Consider the following 17692-nt stretch of genomic DNA (forward strand, 5'->3'; position numbering starts at 1 on the left):
GGCGGCTCATCAGCACTGCTTGATGGCACGTCAGAACGCTAGGAGGATGGATGCAGCGGAACCCGGAAAATTCTTCCGGGGTAAGGAAGCCAAGCAGCGCCAGGCTGGGGGCATGCGAGGGATGACCGAGACGCTGACCATCGGGGAGCGCGTCGCCTGGTACCGCCGCCGACGAGGCATACCGCAGGAGGTATTGGCCGGCCTCGTCGGGCGGACCGCCGACTGGCTGAGCAAGGTCGAGAACGGCCGCATCGAACTCGACCGGCTCTCGGTAATCAAGGCGCTGGCCGCTGCGCTCGACGTCCAACTGGGCGACCTGCTGGTCGAACCGTCCCTCATCGACTGGAGTACCGACGGCCGGGGCGGCGCAGTGCCGAAACTGCGCGAAGCACTCACGGACTACAAGCACATGTCGCCGTTACTGGCGTCCGAGTCCACGGATCCGCCACCCGACTTGGAGATCCTGCGAGCGGAGGTCGGATCCGCATGGTCGGCCTACCAGGACGCCCGGTACGCCAGAGCCACTCGTCTCATCCCGGAGATCCTCTCCGACGCCCAGCGTGCTGTCCGTGCCTACGACGGCGAGGAGCAGCTGAAGGCCAAGGCCCTGCTCGCGATGGCCTACCAGGGCGCGGCCATGGTGCTGACGAAGATAGGGGAAGCCGATCTCGCCTGGATGGCCGCCGACCGCGGTCTTGCTGCCGCGCAGGAGTCGGGCGACCTCGTCGTCACCGGTTCCCTGTTCCGATCGGTCTCCCACTGCCTCCTTTCCAGCGGCCGCCTCACCGCAGCGCGGGACTTGGTGGCGGACTCGGCGGGCTATCTGGAGAGCGGCCTCGCCGACGCCTCGCCGACCTACCTGTCGATCTACGGGACGCTCTTCCTCGTCGGCGCGGTGACCGCCGCCCGGCTCGACGACCGGGCCACGGTGAGCGCGTTCCTCGCCGAGGCGGACCAGGCCGCACAGCGCCTCGGCCACGACGCCAACCACATGTGGACGGCCTTCGGGCCGACCAACGTCGCCATCCACCGCATCTCGACGGCCATGGAACTGGGCGATGTCCAGGTCGCCGCGGACCAGGGGCCGCGCGTGGACTCCTCCACCCTGCCGCTCGAGCGGCGTGTCCGGCACACCCTCGAAGTGGCCCGCGCCTACAGCGCGCAGAACCGGATGGACGAGGCACTCGCCCTGGTACTGGACGCCGAGGAACTGGCCCCGGAACAAGTCCGCTACCACTTCATCCCACGGCACTTGGTGACCACCTGGGTCCGGCAGCAGCGCGGCAAGCCGAGCCACCAGCTTGCGGGCGTGGCCCAGCGGCTGCGCATCGTGGGGTAGTCCGGCGGGGACGGCTACAGTCATGGCATGAGCGACTCCGACGCACCCGAGGCCGTTGCCCAGCCGCGCACCGCCGCCGGCGTGCTGTTCTTCGACGAAGCTGACCGCGTGCTCCTGGTGAAGCCCACATACAAGCCGGGCTGGGAGATCCCGGGCGGCTACCTCCACCCCGGCGAGACCCCGAGCGAGGGCGCGGCCCGAGAGGTCAAGGAGGAGCTCGGCATCACCCCGCCCATCGGCCGCCTCCTCGTCGCGGACTGGGCACCCCACCCGACCGAGGGCGACAAGCTGCTCTTCGTCTTCGACGGGGGCATCCTCCCCGCAGAAGAGCGAGCTCAGATCAACCTGGACGGGGTGGAGATCGGCGAGTACGCCTTCCACACCGCCGACCAGATCGACGAGCTCCTCATCCCTCGTCTGGCCCGGCGGGTCCACGCCGGCCTTGACGCCCGATCTCGCTCGGCGACCTCCTACCTGGAGCACGGAACGCCTCGCCTCTGACCAGGTGCCCGGGGCGTCCTCAGAATGCCCAACTCGGCCTCCAACAGCCTGACTTCTCCTGGCGAACACTTCTTGAGCGCCCTGGCTACCGACCCGCACCTGACAAGTACAGCGCTGCTCCGCCGAAGCGCCACGCGAAACGCAAGTGCGGCCCCGAACACCACGATGCCAAGAGTGGCGTCCCAGGACCCGCTGGCCACGCCACCACCCGCTGGGCCAGGCCCGCATACGAGCCAGGTACACGTGCCGGTCGTCAGTTCAGAAGGTCAGCCGCGGACGAGGGCAGCCGCAAATGCCGCCCCTGGGCGGCCATTGCCCGCATTAACGCGTAGGCGTCCTGTGCACTGATATCCCCGTTCACAGCCGCGATGGCCATGAGATCAATTGTCTCGCGGGTGGTGATGCCCTTGAGTCGTGCGTATCTGAGCGCCTCGTTGTCATCCGAGATCCACCACGAGCCCGCGAACTCCCCGAGGTTCAGAATGACGTGGCAGGTCTCCGCTTCGCCGAGGTGCTTCAGCGGCTCGTCGTCGGTGCCGCCGAAGACCGTGCGGCGGATGCGGTTGATCTGTTGGACATCGACGTCACTGGTGATCTCGATTGGCTCGCCGAGCCAGCCGTCAGCTGCGACGTTGCCGAGGGAGGGCAGGACGGATGCTGACCGGTGCGCTTCGTAGGCGACTGCGGCGGTCCACCGTCCGCGATCGTCGAGTACTGCCTTGAGCAGATCGAGTCGCTCCACCGAGGCAAAATTGCACAGCACCGTGTTGTCAGGGAAGAAGTAGGCGTTCACGAGGAGCTGGAAGCCTCGCTTCCCGTTTCCAGATCGCGCCTCAGCGCGTCAACGTCCCTGCCAAGAAGGCCAGCGTACGGGCGGAGCGTGGCCTCGCCCGCCTCGTAGGCTGCATAGGTGTCGCGCACGAGGAGTCCTGGGGGTCGAGAGCTGCTTGTGATGACGGTCCGTCGGGCGAGCTCCTCACCACGGCCAGCCAGGGCTGCCGCATTGGCCGAGGTGATGGCCTTGTAGCGCTCGCAGGCGCCGGCGTCGATCAGACGAAGGTTCAGCAACCGATACGCGAGAGCCGAAGGGGTCACCATCCAGTCGCAGGCTAGAGCGGCAAAAGATGCCTCGGTGAGACCGGTCGTGCCGACAGCCTGGCGCATGTCCTCTTCTGGCGTGAGGAAGGCTGCAGCGAAGGCGTTGGCTTGGATCTCGCTCGGCTCCTTCGCGTACGCCTTGTCGAATACGTCGTTGTCGAGGTGCAGCTCTTGGTTGTCACCTGCCAGCAAGTGACCAAGTTCGTGGGCCAGAGTGAACCGCTGCCGAGAGGGGAGGTGGCAGGTAGCGAGCACAATGATCTTCGCCTCGCTTGACGCGGCAGCAAGCCCGTCGAAGTCGGGGCCCACCTCGACGACCGCCACGTCGACTCCGAACACCTCCTCCACCAGCTTCGGGAGGTCCTCCTGTTGTACAGACAGGCCGCGGCGAGCTACAGCACCCAGTGCGTTCGTGGCCAGACGGCGACCCCGCTCCGTCCAGTTCCCTGCAGCGGGCCCCTGGAGCACAGGCTGCCACGGCTGCGGGAAACCAACAGCTGCCATGTCTGATCTGAGCGTGCTGTATCGCCTCGCGGCGCGGATCGCCTCGCCGGCGCTACCGCCGGTGGTCCGCGCTGCCAGAGCCAGCGGAGGCTCCTCCCCGGTGATCAGCCAGTCGACTGTCACGGTGCACAGCTCGGCGATACGCGCCAGGTCAAGCGACGAGAAGCGGCGACTGCCGCTCAGGGACTTGGACAGCTTGGAGTCGTCGAGCCCGATTCGGAGGCCGAAATCGCGTTGACTCAGCCCCGATGCCTGGATCAGCTCGCGTACGCGGTCGGGGGTGTTCGGCATGCAAGCCATGCTAGCAGGGCCGTTTGCGAAAATCGAAAAACAGCGCGAGGATGATGGGACACATGGGCCGTCGTACTCTTCCGCTGGTTTGCTCCAGAGATGGTCCCGGCTCGGGCATGATCAGGTGGCAAGCAGCGGTGGTAGCGAAGGGGCACCCGATGGCGGTTGTATCTGACGAGCAGGTGCAGCGGGGCCCGCGCACCGTGCAGCCTGCGGCCCTGCCGCAGGTCCCCGAACCGGGGCAGGTCGTCAATGTCCGGGGCTCCACCTGGGCTGTGACCGATGTGCGCCAGCAGGGCTTGCCGCGCAGCCCCGCCGACGAGGGCACTGCGCAGCTCACCCACGTGGTCAGTCTCCAGTCCCTCGAAGAGGACCGCCTGGGCGAGGAGCTCGCGGTGGTCTGGGAGCTGGAGGTCGGGCACACCGTCGCGCCCGATCAGGGGCTGCCAGAGACCATCGCAGTGGATGGCTTCGACGACCCGAACACGCTCGCGGCATTCGTTGACGCCGTACGTTGGGGTGCGGTCACCTCCGCTGACGCCGACTCGTACCAGGCACCGTTCCGTAGCGGCGCCAACGTCGAGGCATACCAGCTGGAGCCACTGCGCCGCGCCCTGCAGTCTTCCCGCACCAACCTGCTGCTTGCCGACGACGTGGGCCTGGGCAAGACCATCGAGGCCGGCCTGGTAATCCAGGAGCTGCTGCTGCGGCACCGGGCGCGCTCGGTCGTCATCGTCTGCCCGCCGAGCCTTGCACTGAAGTGGCAGGACGAGATGCGGGAGAAGTTCGGCCTGGACTTCGTGATCGTCAACAGCGAGCTGATGTCGCAGGTGCGGCGCAGCCACGGGCTGAACGCGAATCCGTTCCGGCTCTTCCCGCGGGTCATCGTGAGCCTGTCGTGGCTGCCGACGGTGCGCGCACAGCGTCTGCTGCGCTCGATCTACGCCGACGCCCGGGACACGGCCACTGCCCGGCGGTTCGCGTTCGATGTGCTCGTCGTCGATGAAGCCCACCATGTTGCGCCCGCCGGCCCGAGCGCAGCGGACGGCCACCGCGGGTACGCCGTGGACAGCCAGCGCACGGTGGCCACCCGCGAGCTGGCGGAGCGGTGCGAGCACCGCCTGTTCCTGTCCGCTACCCCGCACAACGGCTACCCGGAGTCGTTCACCGCGCTACTGGAGATGATCGACGGTCGGCGGTTCAGCCGCGGCGCCCTCCTTGACGAGCGAGCGCTGCGCGAGGTGACGGTGCGTCGGCTGAAGACTGAGCTGAAGGACAAGGGCTTCAAGACCCGGCAGCTGAAGACCATCCCGTTCACGCCGGACGACGACGAGCAGCAGCAGTTCGCGGTTCTGGAGCGCCTCCTCGCCGAGAGCGCCCGCGCCAACGGCAAGAAACGCTCGGGCGACATCGTGGCGATGCTGCTGAAGAAGCGGTTCCTGTCCAGCCCCTGGTCGTTCGCCCGCACGCTGGAGCTCTACGAGCAGGCCGCCGCAACGGGTCGCCTGCCGGATCTGGATGACGAGGACGACTACTACGAGGAGATCCTCGGCAGCCAGCAGTCGGACGAGGAGGAGGGCCGGGAAGACCATCCGGAGTTCACCGCACTGCGGCAGAGCAAGGGCTCCGATCCGCTGGTAGCCGCGAGCCCCCAGGAGATTTCCGCCCTGGTCTCATGGGGCCGGCGCTTCGAGCACCGGCCGGACTCGCGTCTGAAGGCGCTGATCGGCTTCCTCGACGCGATCTGCCGTCCGGACGGCAGGACCTGGACGAATGAGCGGGTGGTGGTGTTCACCGAGTACGCCGCCACCTTGGACTGGATCGCCGACGTGCTCACGCAACGCGGCTACGGCGAAGTGCTGGCCACTATCCAGGGATCCACGCCCACTGAGGAGCGGGAGGAGATCCGCGCCCGCTTCACCGAGGACCCGAGCAAGGAGCGCGTGCGGGTGCTCGTCGCCACCGACTCGGCTGGCGAGGGCATCGACCTGCAGACGTACTGCCACCGACTGGTCAACTTCGACGTCCCGTTCAACCCCTCCCGGTTGGAGCAGCGAATCGGGCGCATCGACCGCTACGGCCAGCACCACACGCCCGAGATCTACCACTTCGCGCCCGACTCGACCTCGGCGACCTACGCCGCGGACATGGACTTCATGCGCCGCATCGCGGAGAAGGTCGGCAACGTCGCCCACGATCTCGGCTCGGTCAACCAGATCATCGACGGCGAACTGCAGGAGCATTTCAGCCCGACCACGGCCACCCGCAAGAGCCGGTCCACCGACCGCGAAAGCGGCGACGCGATCATCACCCGAGCACTGGCGGGCGGCATCGAGCTAAACCGCCGCCTCACCGAGCTGTCCCGCACCTACGACCAGCGCAAGCTGGAGATGCACCTGACGCCAGGCAATGCCCGTCGCGTGGTGGACACGGCTCTGGCGCTCACTGCACAGCCACCGCTGATCGAGATCGGCGACGACCGCACCGACGCCAAGGTGTTCGAGATCCCCTCGCTCGGGTCTGCGTGGCAGCACGCCCTCGAAGGGCTCGACACCCGCCTGAACCCTGGTGCCCTGCGCCTGATCACCTTCGATGACAAGGCTGCTCAGGACCGCACCGATCTGGTGCACGTGCACCTCGGCCACGCGCTGATGCAACGCTCGGCCCGGCTGCTGCGCAGCGCACTGTTCAGCGTCGACTCCCCAGTGCACCGGGTTACCGCAGTCGTGGTCGAGGACCTGCCGCAGTCGTGCGTGGCCGCCGTGTCCCGGCTGGTCCTCGTCGGGCGCGGGGGCTTGCGGCTGCACGAGGAGGTCTTCCTCACCGGCGTGCGTCTGCGGGGCCAGGCCATGGCCGAGGCCAAGGTGGAGGAGGTGCTCGACCAGGCCCTCGACGCGGAGCACCTGATCCTGGCCGACGAGGGCGTGCGCGCCACGCTCGCCCAGCTGTGGGACGCGGAGGACTCCCGGCTGCGAACCCGCCTACTCAATGCCGTGGCGCGCAGGGCCGAGTCCCACCAGGAGCGAGTCACGGAGGCGCTGCGCACCCGCCAGGAGTCCGACGTCTCCCGTGCCCGGGAGATCTTCGGGGCCTTCCGGATCAACCTGGAGGAGTCCCGCCAGCGGCTGGCTCTGGAGATCCAGGCCCAGGAGGAACTGCTGTTCACCGACGACCAGCAGGCACAGCGCCGCCGTGACCTGCTGGCCATGGAGGACCGGCTGGCAAACCTCCATGAGGAGGAGCAGCGCGAGATCGCCGCGATCGGTGAACGGTATGCCGATGTCAAACCGCACGTGTCCGCCGCAGCCGTGGTCTTCGCACTGACCCCGGCCGACGCTGAAGCAGGAAGGGCGCAGTCATGAGGCGCAAGTCCGCCGGGTCAGCACGTTCCACCGCCGACCTCCACCGCGCGTGGCTGGAGCTGGTGGACGCCGACGGGCCGTTCCTGTCCGTTCCCGCCCTCAAGCGCGTCTGGCAGCAGGGGATGCCCCAGCTCGGTGCCGACCAGGCGGCCCTGCTCAAGGACGCCAAGCCGGCATTCGAGAAGGCATGGGAAGGCTGGGACCTGCGCCGAGACGACCCGTCCGCGCTCGACCGCTACCGCGAGGCCCGCGACGCCTGGGTCGAACTGGTTCTGCGGAACATCCTCGGCTGGGGCGACCACTACACCAGCGATCTGACTGGGGCGCTGTTCGCCGAGGCCGCCGGCGGCGTGCGGTCGCCCAACTACACCGTGACGGTGACGCCCACCGGAGCGATCGCCCACGGCGAGACGATCGGCGCGCTCGTCCTCGTCGTCGACCCGGTGGACTCGCTACGCGATCCGCTGGACGACGGTTGGGCGACCAGCCCGATCGACCGCATGGAAGAACTGCTGCGGCACGGAAAGGTCCCCATCGGCGTCGTCACCGACGGACGCTGGTGGGCCGTCGTTAGCGCCCGCAAGGACACCATGGTCGCCTCCGGCATCATCGACGCCCAGACCTGGATCGAGGAACCCCAGACTCGCAACGCCTTCGTCGAACTGCTCCGGCTACGGCGGCTACTCGGCGGACGCCCAGAGGACCGCCTGACCGAGCTGTTCGGCGAGTCGGTCGCCGCCGCCGAGGAGATCACCGAAGCGCTCGGCGTCCAGGTGCGGCGCGCGGTCGAGCTGCTCGTCCAGGCCCTGTCCGAGGCCGGCCTGGACGCCGTCCGCCACGGCGAGCCCGACCCTCTGCCGGCGGACCGCGAGGAGGTCTACGAGGCCGCCGTGACGGTGATGATGCGCGTGGTCTTCCTGCTCTTCGCCGAGGAACGCGGCCTGCTTCCGCAGAGCCGGCTGTTCGCCATGGGCTACGGCATCAGCGACGAGGTGGACGCCCTCGACCGTCGCGAGCGCGAAGAGGGCAGCGAAACCCTCGACGGAACCCACCTGACCTGGCACCGGCTGCTGGCGACATCTCAGGCACTATCGCGCGGCGCGTCGTTCGAGGACTTGCGACTGCCCTCGTACGGTGGCTCGCTGTTCGACCCCGACCGGTTCCCGTTCCTCACCGCCCACAGCCCGCGCGGCACCCTGGCCATCACGGTCAGCGATCGGGTCATGCTGGAGGTGCTGCGCGCAGTACAGATGGCCGAGCTGCGTGGCGAACCAGCACGGCGAATCTCCTTCCGCGACATCGACGTCGAGCAGATCGGCTACATCTACGAGGGCCTGCTCGGCTACTCCAGCGAGGAGACGAACGAGGTCACCGTCGGCCTCATCGGCAAGTCCGGTGAGGAGCCGGAGATGCCACTGGCCGAGCTGGAGGACATGGCCGCCCGGTACCGTGACCCCACGAAGCTGGCCGACGCCATCCTGGCCTGGGTGAAGGACGACCAGCCCGCGGCCAAACCGCCGTCCAAGGCCGCGCTGGCCAAGGCGATCCGCGGCAGCGGAGAAGTCGAGGACGCCGAACGCGCCCTGCGCGCCGTCACCACCGACGGGACACTACGCGACCGGCTGCGGCCCCTCATCGGCATCATCCGACGGGACCTGCGCAACCGGCCCTTCGTCGTCGAGCCCGGCGGCGTCCTGCTCATCGAAACCCCGTCCCGCGCCACGGCAGGCGCCCATTACACTCCGCGCAAACTGGCGGAAGAGGTCGTCCAGCACGCCCTGGAGCCGCTGGTCTTCAACCCTGGGCCATACCAGACCGCCGACCACGACGCCTGGCGACCAGCGTCGTCCGACGACATCCTCGATCTCAAGATCGCCGATATCGCCTGCGGCTCGGGCGCGTTCCTCGTCGCTGCCGCGCGGTACCTGGCCGCCCGGCTGGTTGAGGCATGGCGCCGAGAGGGCGTGGCGACCGGGACCGCCCATGACCTATACGTCCATGCGATAAGGACGGTGGTCGCGAGGTGTCTCTATGGCGCGGACATCAACGCCATGGCCGTGGAGATGTGCAAGCTTTCGCTGTGGCTGGTCTCCCTCGACCCCAAACTGCCGTTTTCCTTCGTCGACGACAAGGTGCTGCACGGCAACTCCCTACTTGGCCTTACCGATGCCGAGCAGCTCCGCGCGCTCCACATCACCCCGGTCAAGGCAGCCGCGACACCGCTTTTCGACATCGGCGAAGGAACCACAACGATCCGCCACCTCGACATCGAGGGCGTCCTCACGCGCGCTACGAGGCTGCGTCGAAGCCTGGCGAGCGAGGTCAACGACGACGACCCGCAGCGCTCGGCGGCCACGAAGCGGCGACAGTGGCGCGAGTACCAGGACTTGACCCGCCAACTCGCGGAAGTCGCCGACGGCGTGATCGCCGCCGGACTGCGACTCGGCGGCAAGCCCGGCAAGGTGCTGACCGAGGCCTACGAGAAGCTTCGCATCGCAGTCGGCCTGGCCTACCCCGCAGACGGCGCCAGGCCCAACCGGGCCATGTTCGACGGCATCCTCACGACTGGGCTTACGCCTTCGGTTGAGACTGATTACGCGCGATGGAAGCCGCTGCACTGGATCCTCGCCGTACCAGATGTGATGGAACGAGGTGGCTTCGACGCGATCATCGGCAACCCGCCGTTTTTGGGTGGTTCGAAGATTACCGGCGCAATGGGCACCAATGTGCGTGACTGGTTCGTCAACGTTCTTGCCTCCGGGCGACGGGGAAATGCCGACCTCGTTGCCTTCTTCTTCCTGCGCGCTATGTCCCTGCTGGCAGGGACGGGAAATCTTGGCCTCATCGCGACGAACACCGTTGCCCAAGGCGACACTCGGGAAGTCGGCCTGGACCAGATGGTCGCCAACAACTTTACCATCGCACGGTCGATTCAGAGCCGACCCTGGCCCGCAACTAGTGCAAATCTTGAATATGCCGCCGTGTGGGGAACTCGCAGCGCGATCGCCTCGGATGTGCCGCGAGTGGCCGATGGCGTCGAAGCGCAGCAAGTACTCACGCTCTTGGAGCCTGCTGGTCGCGTGGATGGGCCTCCAGTGCGCCTCGCCGAGAATTCGGGTATCGCCTTCAAGGGATGCTTCGTTCAAGGCATGGGCTTTGTACTAGGGATCGAAGAGGCCGATGCCTGGCTTAAGGCTGATCCCAGGAATTCAGAGGTGCTCTTCCCCTATCTCAACGGCGAAGATCTTAACTCTCGCCCCGACTCCACGCCATCCCGATGGATCATCGACTTTTATAATCGATCGGAATACCAGGCCGAGAATTACGAGCTGCCATACAGGCGTTTGCTTGAGCGGGTAAAGCCCGAACGCGCAACGAAAGCGAAAGCAGTGCGAGAGGCTCCGTGGTGGCTCTTCCTGCGCCCTCGCCCGGCCATGCGCAAGGCAATTTTTGGGCTTGACAAGGTAATCGCCATGGCCCAGACCAGCAATACTCTGCAGCCAGTTCTTGTGCCCGCTCGACAAATCTTCGACCAGAAGACCGTGGTCTTCGCAACCGATTCATTCGCCCTGCATGCTATTCTCAGTTCTTCCGTTCATTATTTGTGGGCACGTAGGTACTCTTCATCTCTACGCAAAGACCTGAGCTATACGCCATCGGACTCGTTCGTGACGTTGCCGCAGCCAAAGTTCACAGACCGCCTCGCCAAGGTAGGCGCGGATCTCGACATTAGGCGGCGGGAAATCATGGTGCGCCGCAATCTCGGACTGACTAAACTGTACAACCGCGTCAATGACCCGGATATCGCCGATTCGGCGGACCCAGACGTGGCGCAGCTGCGACAAATCCACGTTGCGCTGGACGAGGCAGTCATGGAGGCCTACGGCTGGGGTGATATTCCGCTGAACCATGGGTTCCATACGTACCGGCAGATGGAGCGCTGGACGGTCAGCCCGGCAGCGCGGTTGGAGATTTTGGATCGGTTGCTGGAGGAAAATCACCGCCGCGCTGCTGGACAGAGTGAGACACCGTCCCCGTCTGAGGGCGAGGATGAGATCGAGGGTGAGGACGAGTGAGCAAGCCCAGCTCGAAGCCGGCCGCGACGCCACCCGCTGCCAAGGCCGAGGACCAGGCGGAGTACCGGCTCGTGCGTGAGCCTGACGGACGGTCGTGGACTGCGCGGGAGAACCTGGTCGACATCCTCGAACGGGAGCTGCTCGGCCCAGCAGGCGGTCCGGAGGAGGTGCTGGACGCGGCGCCGGACGCTGCGTACCTCATCGGCCGGATCGCCCCATTCAAGCTGACCGTCAGCCGCGACGACCCGCAGGACGTCGACGCGAACGAGGCGGCCACCGATGTCGGTGACGCCGTGGACGCGGACCAGGGCCGCGGTGTGCCCGTCACGGCCGTCGATGAGAGCGGCTCGGGCGCCGACGAGGACGCCGGCGTCGAGGACCAGCCGCAGCAGCGCGGACTGATGATCCCCGCGTCAATGGGTCTGCGCTGCCAGGTCCCGTCCGATCTCGACTCGTTCACGGTCACCGCCTCCTGGGGGCTGTACGAGCCGGTCAAGGTGGAGTCCGAGGCCACTGATGGCGGGCGCGTCCGCCGCTACAAGCGCACGCCCATCGAGATCGTCACGAAGGTCGCCGTCGCCGACCTCAAAGCAGCGGCAACGACGGAGTTCCCGCTGAAGGACAAGGTCGTGCTGCGCGTCGACCGGCACGATGACGAGGCGCGGGGCTGCCTGATCGTCGAGGTGGCGTTGTGCAATGACCGGGAGACGCCGCGCAAGATCCCGGTCGAGGCGTGGCTTTACCAGACCAAGCTGATCGTGGACGCCGGTGGCGCCGAGGTGTTCCTCCCAGTCGCGGATCCCGTGGAGGACACCCGTCACGAGCGGGACGACGAGCTGCGGCGGCTGAATCTCCAATACCGGGACAGGCTGGAGTTCGCCGTCGGGCGTACATGTTCGGTGGATTGGCAGATGGCGGCGGGTGCGCGCCGGGCCAGCGAAGTGTGGACGACCTGGCTGCCGACCTGTCAGACGCCACAGACCACGGCAGAGGAGATCGGCAAGGCGCTGCTGGACATGACCGCGCTCGCCGCGGCGAGCGGGGAGGAGCTGCGGGCCGGCCTGGAGCCGATCGTCCGCGAGTACGCGGCCTGGCTGGATGGCGAGGAGCGTCGTGCCGAGGCTCTGCCGGAGCACCTGCGGGGCGAGGGTCTCGATGCGGTCAGCGAGGCGCGCAAGGTCCAGCGCCAGCTCGCCGATGGCTTGGAGCACCTCCTCGGCGACGACGAGGCGTTGCGCTGCTTCCAGTTCATGAACCGAGTGATGGCGAACCAGCGCATCCATACTCAGGTGGCCGAGCACCGAGCCAAGCACCCGCAGGTGAGCATCGAGCAGGCTCGCGCCGCCGTGCTGGCGGACAAGGGAGCAAAGGCGCACTCGTGGCGCACTTTCCAGCTGGCCTTCATTCTCATGCAGCTGCCGTTGCTCACCGATCCGGCGGCGGAGAAGCGCTCCGGCGATCTGGCGAAGGCGCAGCTGCTGTTCTTCCCGACCGGTGGTGGCAAGACCGAGGCGTATTTGGGTCTGGCTGCCTACACCTTCGCGATCCGGCGGCGCCAGGGCGCCGTCGTGACTCCGGACGGCGCGCTGGACGGTGGTACAGGTGTGTCCGTGCTGATGCGTTACACGCTGCGGCTGCTGACGGCGCAGCAGTTCCAGCGGGCGACGGCGTTGGTGTGCGCGGCTGAGTTGGCGCGCAAGGCGGAGCCGCAGACGTGGGGGGAGGAGCCGTTCCGGATTGGGCTGTGGGTGGGCACGGATGTGAGCCCGAAGCGGTTCGAGGAGGCGGCGACGCAGCTGGAGAAGGCCAACAACCGGTCGGGCTACCGGCTGACGGTGTTGCAGATCCAGCGGTGCCCCTGGTGCGGAAGCAAGATCGATGCACGGGAGGTCAAGGCGGTCAAGGCGTCCCGTCGGGTACACGTGTACTGCGGGGACGAGCTTGCGGGTTGCCCGTTCGCCGAGGGTGGTGAGGTGACCGAGGGGCTGCCGGTGCTGACCGTGGATGAGGAGATCTACCGGCTCACCCCGGCATTCGTCATCGCCACCGTAGACAAGTTCGCCCGGCTCGCACGGGAAGGGGAGGCCGCCTCCCTGTTCGGCTACGTATCCCGGTTCTGTGGGCGGCATGGTTACGTGCACCCGGACTCCCGGTACTGCGAGCTGACCGACAACGGCAGGCATCCGGCCAAGGACGGTCTGCCTGCCGCAGGGCTCCGCCCGGCGGGGCGGCTGCGCCCGCCGGACCTGATCATCCAGGACGAGCTGCACCTGATCACCGGGGCGCTCGGCACCACGGTGGGCCTGTTCGAGGTGGCAATCGACGTCATGGCGGGCTGGCGAGACGCGCAGGGCCGGGCGGTCCGGCCGCTGTTGGTCGCCTCCACCGCCACTGCCCGCAACGCGGCCGATCAGGTGCGCGCCCTCTACGGGCGGGATGTGACGATCTTCCCGCCACAGGTGCTCGACGCCGGGAAGACGTTCTTCTCCAAGGAGGAGCCCGTCTCGGAGCACTTCCCCGGCCGGCGCTACGTGGGGATCAGCACCACCGGGGTTCGGTTGACCACGGCGGAGATCCGGGTCGCCGAGGTCCTCATGGCCGGCGCGCAGCTGCTGCTCGACCGGTCCGGACCGGCCGCCGATCCCTACATGACCCTAGTCGGCTACTTCAGCGCCACCCGCGAACTGGCCGGCATGGCCCGCTACATGGGCGACGACATCCAAACCGCTCTCTTCAAGCGGCGACCATGGTCGAAGCTGCCCCGCCGCACCGGCACGGCCTACGGAACGCTCAACACCGCGGAGCTCACCTCCCGTGTGGCCAGTGCCGACATCACCACCACGCTGGACCAGATGGCAGTGCCGTTCGACCCGGCCTTCGACTCCGTCTCCGGTAAGCGGGAGTTGCGCGCGCTGCGCGAGGCGGGCAAGCCGATGCCTACCCGCGAGGTAAGCCCGTACGACGCGATCCTGGCCACCTCGATGCTGCAGGTGGGCGTGGACGTGACCCGGCTCGGGCTGATGCTCGTGGTCGGACAGCCGAAGAACACGGCGGAGTACATCCAGGCGTCCTCGCGCGTGGGACGTTCCGGAGACAAGCCGGGGCTTGTGGTTACGCTGGGCAACTGGGCCCGGCCGCGCGATCTCGCGCACTTCGAGCAGTTCCGGCACTACCACGAGACCTTCTACGCCCGGGTGGAGGCGCTGTCGGTCACACCGTTCTCGGTCACCTCACTGGAGCGCGGACTGGACGGCGTTCTGGTCAGTGCGGCCCGGGTCCTCGACGCCGTCCGACCTGACGGCTTGTCGCCCGAGCAACACGCGGGCCGGATCGCGGCCGAGCGCGACTTCGCGGAGGCGCTGATCGACGCGCTGGTGGCGCGGGTGCAGCGCGCATCCGACGAGAACGCAGCCGAACGGGCGCGTCAGCGTCTGCGCAACCGGCTCGACCAGTGGGAAAACCGGCGCACGCAGCTGGCGCGCTTGCGCAAGGGCCTGGTCTACGAGCGGACTTCGGACGAAGCCCACTTCGGACCACTCATGATCAGTGCCGAGAACGCCCGCTCCGGGGCGGACAAGAAGGACGCTCCACCATTCGTCGTGGCCAACTCGATGCGCGAGGTGCAGCCGGAGATCAACCTCTTGGTGAGCCCGATCAAGGAGAACCTGATCTTCGTGGAACCGCCCGGCAGCCCAAGCTGGAACTTCGCTCCGCCCAAGGAGGACTCGTGACCACCGCACCCCTTGCCGAGACACGGTTCCTCTACGACGCGTCCAACGCCGTCGATCCGCTGGGCGACGCCGAGCGGGAGTCGGACGAGGGCCGCAAGCACAACAGGGCCAAGGTCGGCTCGGGCCGCCCGTCCTCCCTGCTGTACACGTACGGTCCGGGCGCGATCATGGACCTTCCCCAGTTCACGGTCATGCCTTCCGGACTCGACGACTGGGACCGGATCTGGCGTCGCCGCGACGGCGTCCCGCAGATCCGTGCACCTCGGCTGCGTCAGGCCGTGGCGATGCTGTTGCGCTCACGGGATATCCAGCTGCGGCCCTTCCCCTGGCAGGCGAAGAAGATGAGCCTGTCCACCGAGGGCAACGACCTGGGTGTGCCAGCCCGCGTGTTCCCGCAGTGGCTGCGATGCACCGGCTGCGACATGCTCGGCAGCCTCGCGCAGTTCGACTACCGCAACACCCACCCCTACCGCACCGACCTGGCCTGCTTCGAGCACACCCGGTGCACCGGCCGAGCTGGTGACCGCATGCGCAGGCCGACCCGGCGCCCGGCGGTGCCGGCCCGCTACCTGCTTGCCTGCGTCGACGGTCATCTCGACGAGTTCCCCTACGAGCGTTGGGTCCATCAGGGCCAGCAATGCGACAAGGCAGAGTTCCCGGCGCTGAAGATGGTAGACCGCACGGCCGGCAAGGGTGCCTCGGCCGTGATCCACTGCGAGTCCTGTGGCGCACGGCGGCCGATGAACGAGGCCCAGGGCGAAGCCGGACGGTCCAAGCTGCCGCGCTGCCGCGGGCGCCACCCGCACCTGGACGCGTTCGAGCCGAGCGGATGCGGAAACGACACCCGGCTGATGCTCGTCGGTGCCTCCAACCTGTGGTTCCCGGCGACGCACTCGATCATCGTGATGCCGGAGTCCTCGGAAGAGCGTAAGAGCGACCTCGCCGACCAGGTCCGCACTGCTCTGGGCGAGAAGCTCGCGAAGTACCGCGACGACCTGGAGACCCTGCGGGACGTGCTGGACGGCAAGGTCGACGTCACCGACCTGTCGGACGCCGAACTGGCGGAGGCGGTGGCGGCGGCTGACGCGCCGGCGGCCTCCGAGGCGGAGCAGGAAGAGCGCATCCGCAGCTGGGATCCCGTAGACCTCCTCGTTCCCGAATGGCTCTACCTGCAAAAGGACGTGCTCGGACCCGGGGTTGAGGACCCGGCCAGCGGGCTGACGCTCTCGAAACGAGAGTGCGATCCCAGCCTGCCGCCGCAGATCGCCCGCGTGCTCGCGGTCGAAAAGCTGCGCAAGGTCAACGCCCTGATCGGCTTCACCCGGATCGACGCCATGGACCGGGTCGGGGACCTGCCGCGTCGGCTCGTCCCATTGACCCGTAGTGCCCATCCGGCCTGGACCGTCGCCACCGAGGACCGCGGGGAGGGCATCTTCCTGCAGTTGGACGACCAAGCGGTCGCTGCGTGGGAGGAGCGGATCGCGACCAGCGATATCTGGCGGGCGCACCGTGACGCCCATCGGCGCAACTTCCACCGTCGTTTCTCCGAGACGGCCGTCGAGGTCGACCCCGACACCCGGCTGAGGCCGCCGCGCTACTGGCTCGTCCACACCCTCGCCCACGTGCTGATCCGCGAACTGGCCATGACCTGCGGTTACTCCGCAGCCAGCCTGAGCGAGCGCCTGTACGCCTGGCCGGCATCCGAGGGACGGGCTGCCGCCGCTGGCCTGCTGATCTGCACCACCGCCTCGGACAGCGACGGCACGCTCGGCGGCTTGGTGCAGCTGAGCGAGCCCATGCGCCTGCAGGGGGTCGTCTCCCGCGCCCTTTATCGAGCCACCCGGTGCTCCTCCGACCCGATCTGCGCCACGCGCACGCCGCAGGACCCCGAGGACTTCCTCCACGGCGCCGCTTGCCACTGCTGCGGCATGGCCTCCGAGACCTCCTGCGAACGGGCCAACCGCTTTCTTGATCGGCGCTTCCTCGTCGACCTACCTGGGAGCAACCTTGGCTTCTTCGACCACGCCGATTGACCCGGCAGCAGCAAGGCAGCTCGGGCGGCTCCTAACCGGCACCGAAGCCCGGGAGCTCGCCGACCGGCTCACCGACGGCGACACCCTGACGGCGGCCCTCAAGGTGATCGCCGCCGGACGCCGGCCCGAGATACGAGCGCTGCTGGAACGGGGTTCTGGACCAAGATCGCTCGGCACAGGCCAGGTCGTGGCCGTGCTCCGAGCCGTGGAGGGAGCGCGGTCGATCACTACCGCCCTCGACCCGCTCTGGACCATGCCCGGCCATCTCGCGCAGTCCGGTCCGCTGACCAGTTCCGTCGCACACCTCGTCGACAGCGCCCGCCAATCCGTCACCTGTTCGACCTTCAACTTCCAACGGTCCTCAGAGCTCTGGGGAGCACTACGCCGAGCGGCCACCCGTCCAGAGATCGATGTGCGGGTCTATCTCGATTCCCAAGCAGCCGACCGGCACTCCAAACCCGGGTCCCCGACCACAGCAGAGGTGGCCGCGCACCTTCGCCCAGGGATCGTCCTACGCACGAGGGAGTTCGATGGAGGACCAGTGCGCAACCACGCTAAGTTCCTCGCTATCGACCACCGGTTCCTCCTGGTCACCAGCGCCAACTTCTCCTGGAGCGCGGAGTACGGCAACGTCGAGTTCGGAGTCCTCATCGACAACCCCAATCTGACCGAGTCCGTCGAGCGAGCGATTTATCGGGTCGAAGACCAGCTCTACGAGCGCGTTTGATCCGCCGGTCTCGCCGAATCGTGCACGTCA

General features: G+C 67.6%; 9 protein-coding genes. 7 read left to right on the forward strand and 2 right to left on the reverse strand.

Annotated elements, in window-relative coordinates:
* Positions 1-121 precede the first annotated feature (121 nt).
* Both ABD345_RS25905 and ABD345_RS25910 read left to right on the forward strand, forming a co-directional pair.
* Positions 122-1339, forward strand: coding sequence for a helix-turn-helix domain-containing protein (locus ABD345_RS25905; RefSeq protein WP_037600977.1), 1218 nt, complete (start codon positions 122-124; stop codon positions 1337-1339).
* 27 nt (positions 1340-1366) lie between these two features.
* Positions 1367-1840, forward strand: a complete 474-nt coding sequence (locus ABD345_RS25910; protein WP_037600979.1) for an NUDIX domain-containing protein — start codon at positions 1367-1369, stop codon at positions 1838-1840.
* A 253-nt stretch (positions 1841-2093) separates the two neighbouring features.
* Here the strand turns inward: ABD345_RS25910 and ABD345_RS25915 are convergent, their stop codons facing one another.
* Both ABD345_RS25915 and ABD345_RS25920 read right to left on the reverse strand, forming a co-directional pair.
* Positions 2094-2633, reverse strand: a complete 540-nt coding sequence (locus ABD345_RS25915; protein ID WP_030459225.1) for a PIN domain-containing protein — start codon at positions 2631-2633, stop codon at positions 2094-2096.
* The gene (locus ABD345_RS25920; RefSeq protein ID WP_037600983.1) at positions 2630-3733 is read right to left on the reverse strand and encodes an ImmA/IrrE family metallo-endopeptidase; all 1104 of its coding nucleotides are present in this window, start codon (positions 3731-3733) and stop codon (positions 2630-2632) included. Before ABD345_RS25920 ends, ABD345_RS25915 begins: the two co-directional genes overlap by 4 nt.
* A gap of 158 nt (positions 3734-3891) precedes the next feature.
* Here ABD345_RS25920 and drmD point away from each other — a divergent pair, with 158 nt between their 5' ends.
* From drmD to drmC, 5 genes are read left to right on the forward strand one after another with little or no spacing between them, the layout of a single operon-like run.
* Entirely contained in the window at positions 3892-7095 is a 3204-nt protein-coding gene (gene drmD, locus ABD345_RS25925) for a DISARM system SNF2-like helicase DrmD (RefSeq protein WP_051942584.1), read from the forward strand.
* Positions 7092-11171, forward strand: a complete 4080-nt coding sequence (locus ABD345_RS25930) for an Eco57I restriction-modification methylase domain-containing protein (protein WP_037600986.1) — start codon at positions 7092-7094, stop codon at positions 11169-11171. The genes drmD and ABD345_RS25930 overlap by 4 nt, the downstream gene beginning before the upstream one ends.
* A complete protein-coding gene (gene drmA / locus ABD345_RS25935; protein WP_037600989.1) occupies positions 11168-14902 on the forward strand; it encodes a DISARM system helicase DrmA in 3735 nt (1244 codons plus the stop codon). The genes ABD345_RS25930 and drmA overlap by 4 nt, the downstream gene beginning before the upstream one ends.
* Positions 14899-16935 (forward strand): DrmB family protein, encoded by a 2037-nt coding sequence (drmB, locus tag ABD345_RS25940; RefSeq protein WP_344555115.1) that lies wholly within the window; start codon positions 14899-14901, stop codon positions 16933-16935. The genes drmA and drmB overlap by 4 nt, the downstream gene beginning before the upstream one ends.
* Positions 16910-17662, forward strand: a complete 753-nt coding sequence (gene drmC, locus ABD345_RS25945; RefSeq protein WP_037600995.1) for a DISARM system phospholipase D-like protein DrmC — start codon at positions 16910-16912, stop codon at positions 17660-17662. Before drmB ends, drmC begins: the two co-directional genes overlap by 26 nt.
* Positions 17663-17692: the final 30 nt, after the last annotated feature.

Origin of the sequence: Kitasatospora saccharophila (assembly GCF_039529925.1) — a bacterium.
In the GTDB taxonomy this organism is placed as follows: Bacteria; Actinomycetota; Actinomycetes; order Streptomycetales; family Streptomycetaceae; genus Kitasatospora; species Kitasatospora saccharophila.

What these genes read in the sequence shown, in the direction of transcription:
- ABD345_RS25905 (WP_037600977.1), top strand. Translation starts at nt 122, where the DNA reads ATGACCGAGACGCTGACCATCGGGGAGCGCGTCGCCTGGTACCGCCGC.
- ABD345_RS25910 (WP_037600979.1), top strand. Translation starts at nt 1,367, where the DNA reads ATGAGCGACTCCGACGCACCCGAGGCCGTTGCCCAGCCGCGCACCGCC.
- ABD345_RS25920 (WP_037600983.1), bottom strand. Translation starts at nt 3,733, where the DNA reads ATGCCGAACACCCCCGACCGCGTACGCGAGCTGATCCAGGCATCGGGG.
- drmD (WP_051942584.1), top strand. Translation starts at nt 3,892, where the DNA reads ATGGCGGTTGTATCTGACGAGCAGGTGCAGCGGGGCCCGCGCACCGTG.
- ABD345_RS25930 (WP_037600986.1), top strand. Translation starts at nt 7,092, where the DNA reads ATGAGGCGCAAGTCCGCCGGGTCAGCACGTTCCACCGCCGACCTCCAC.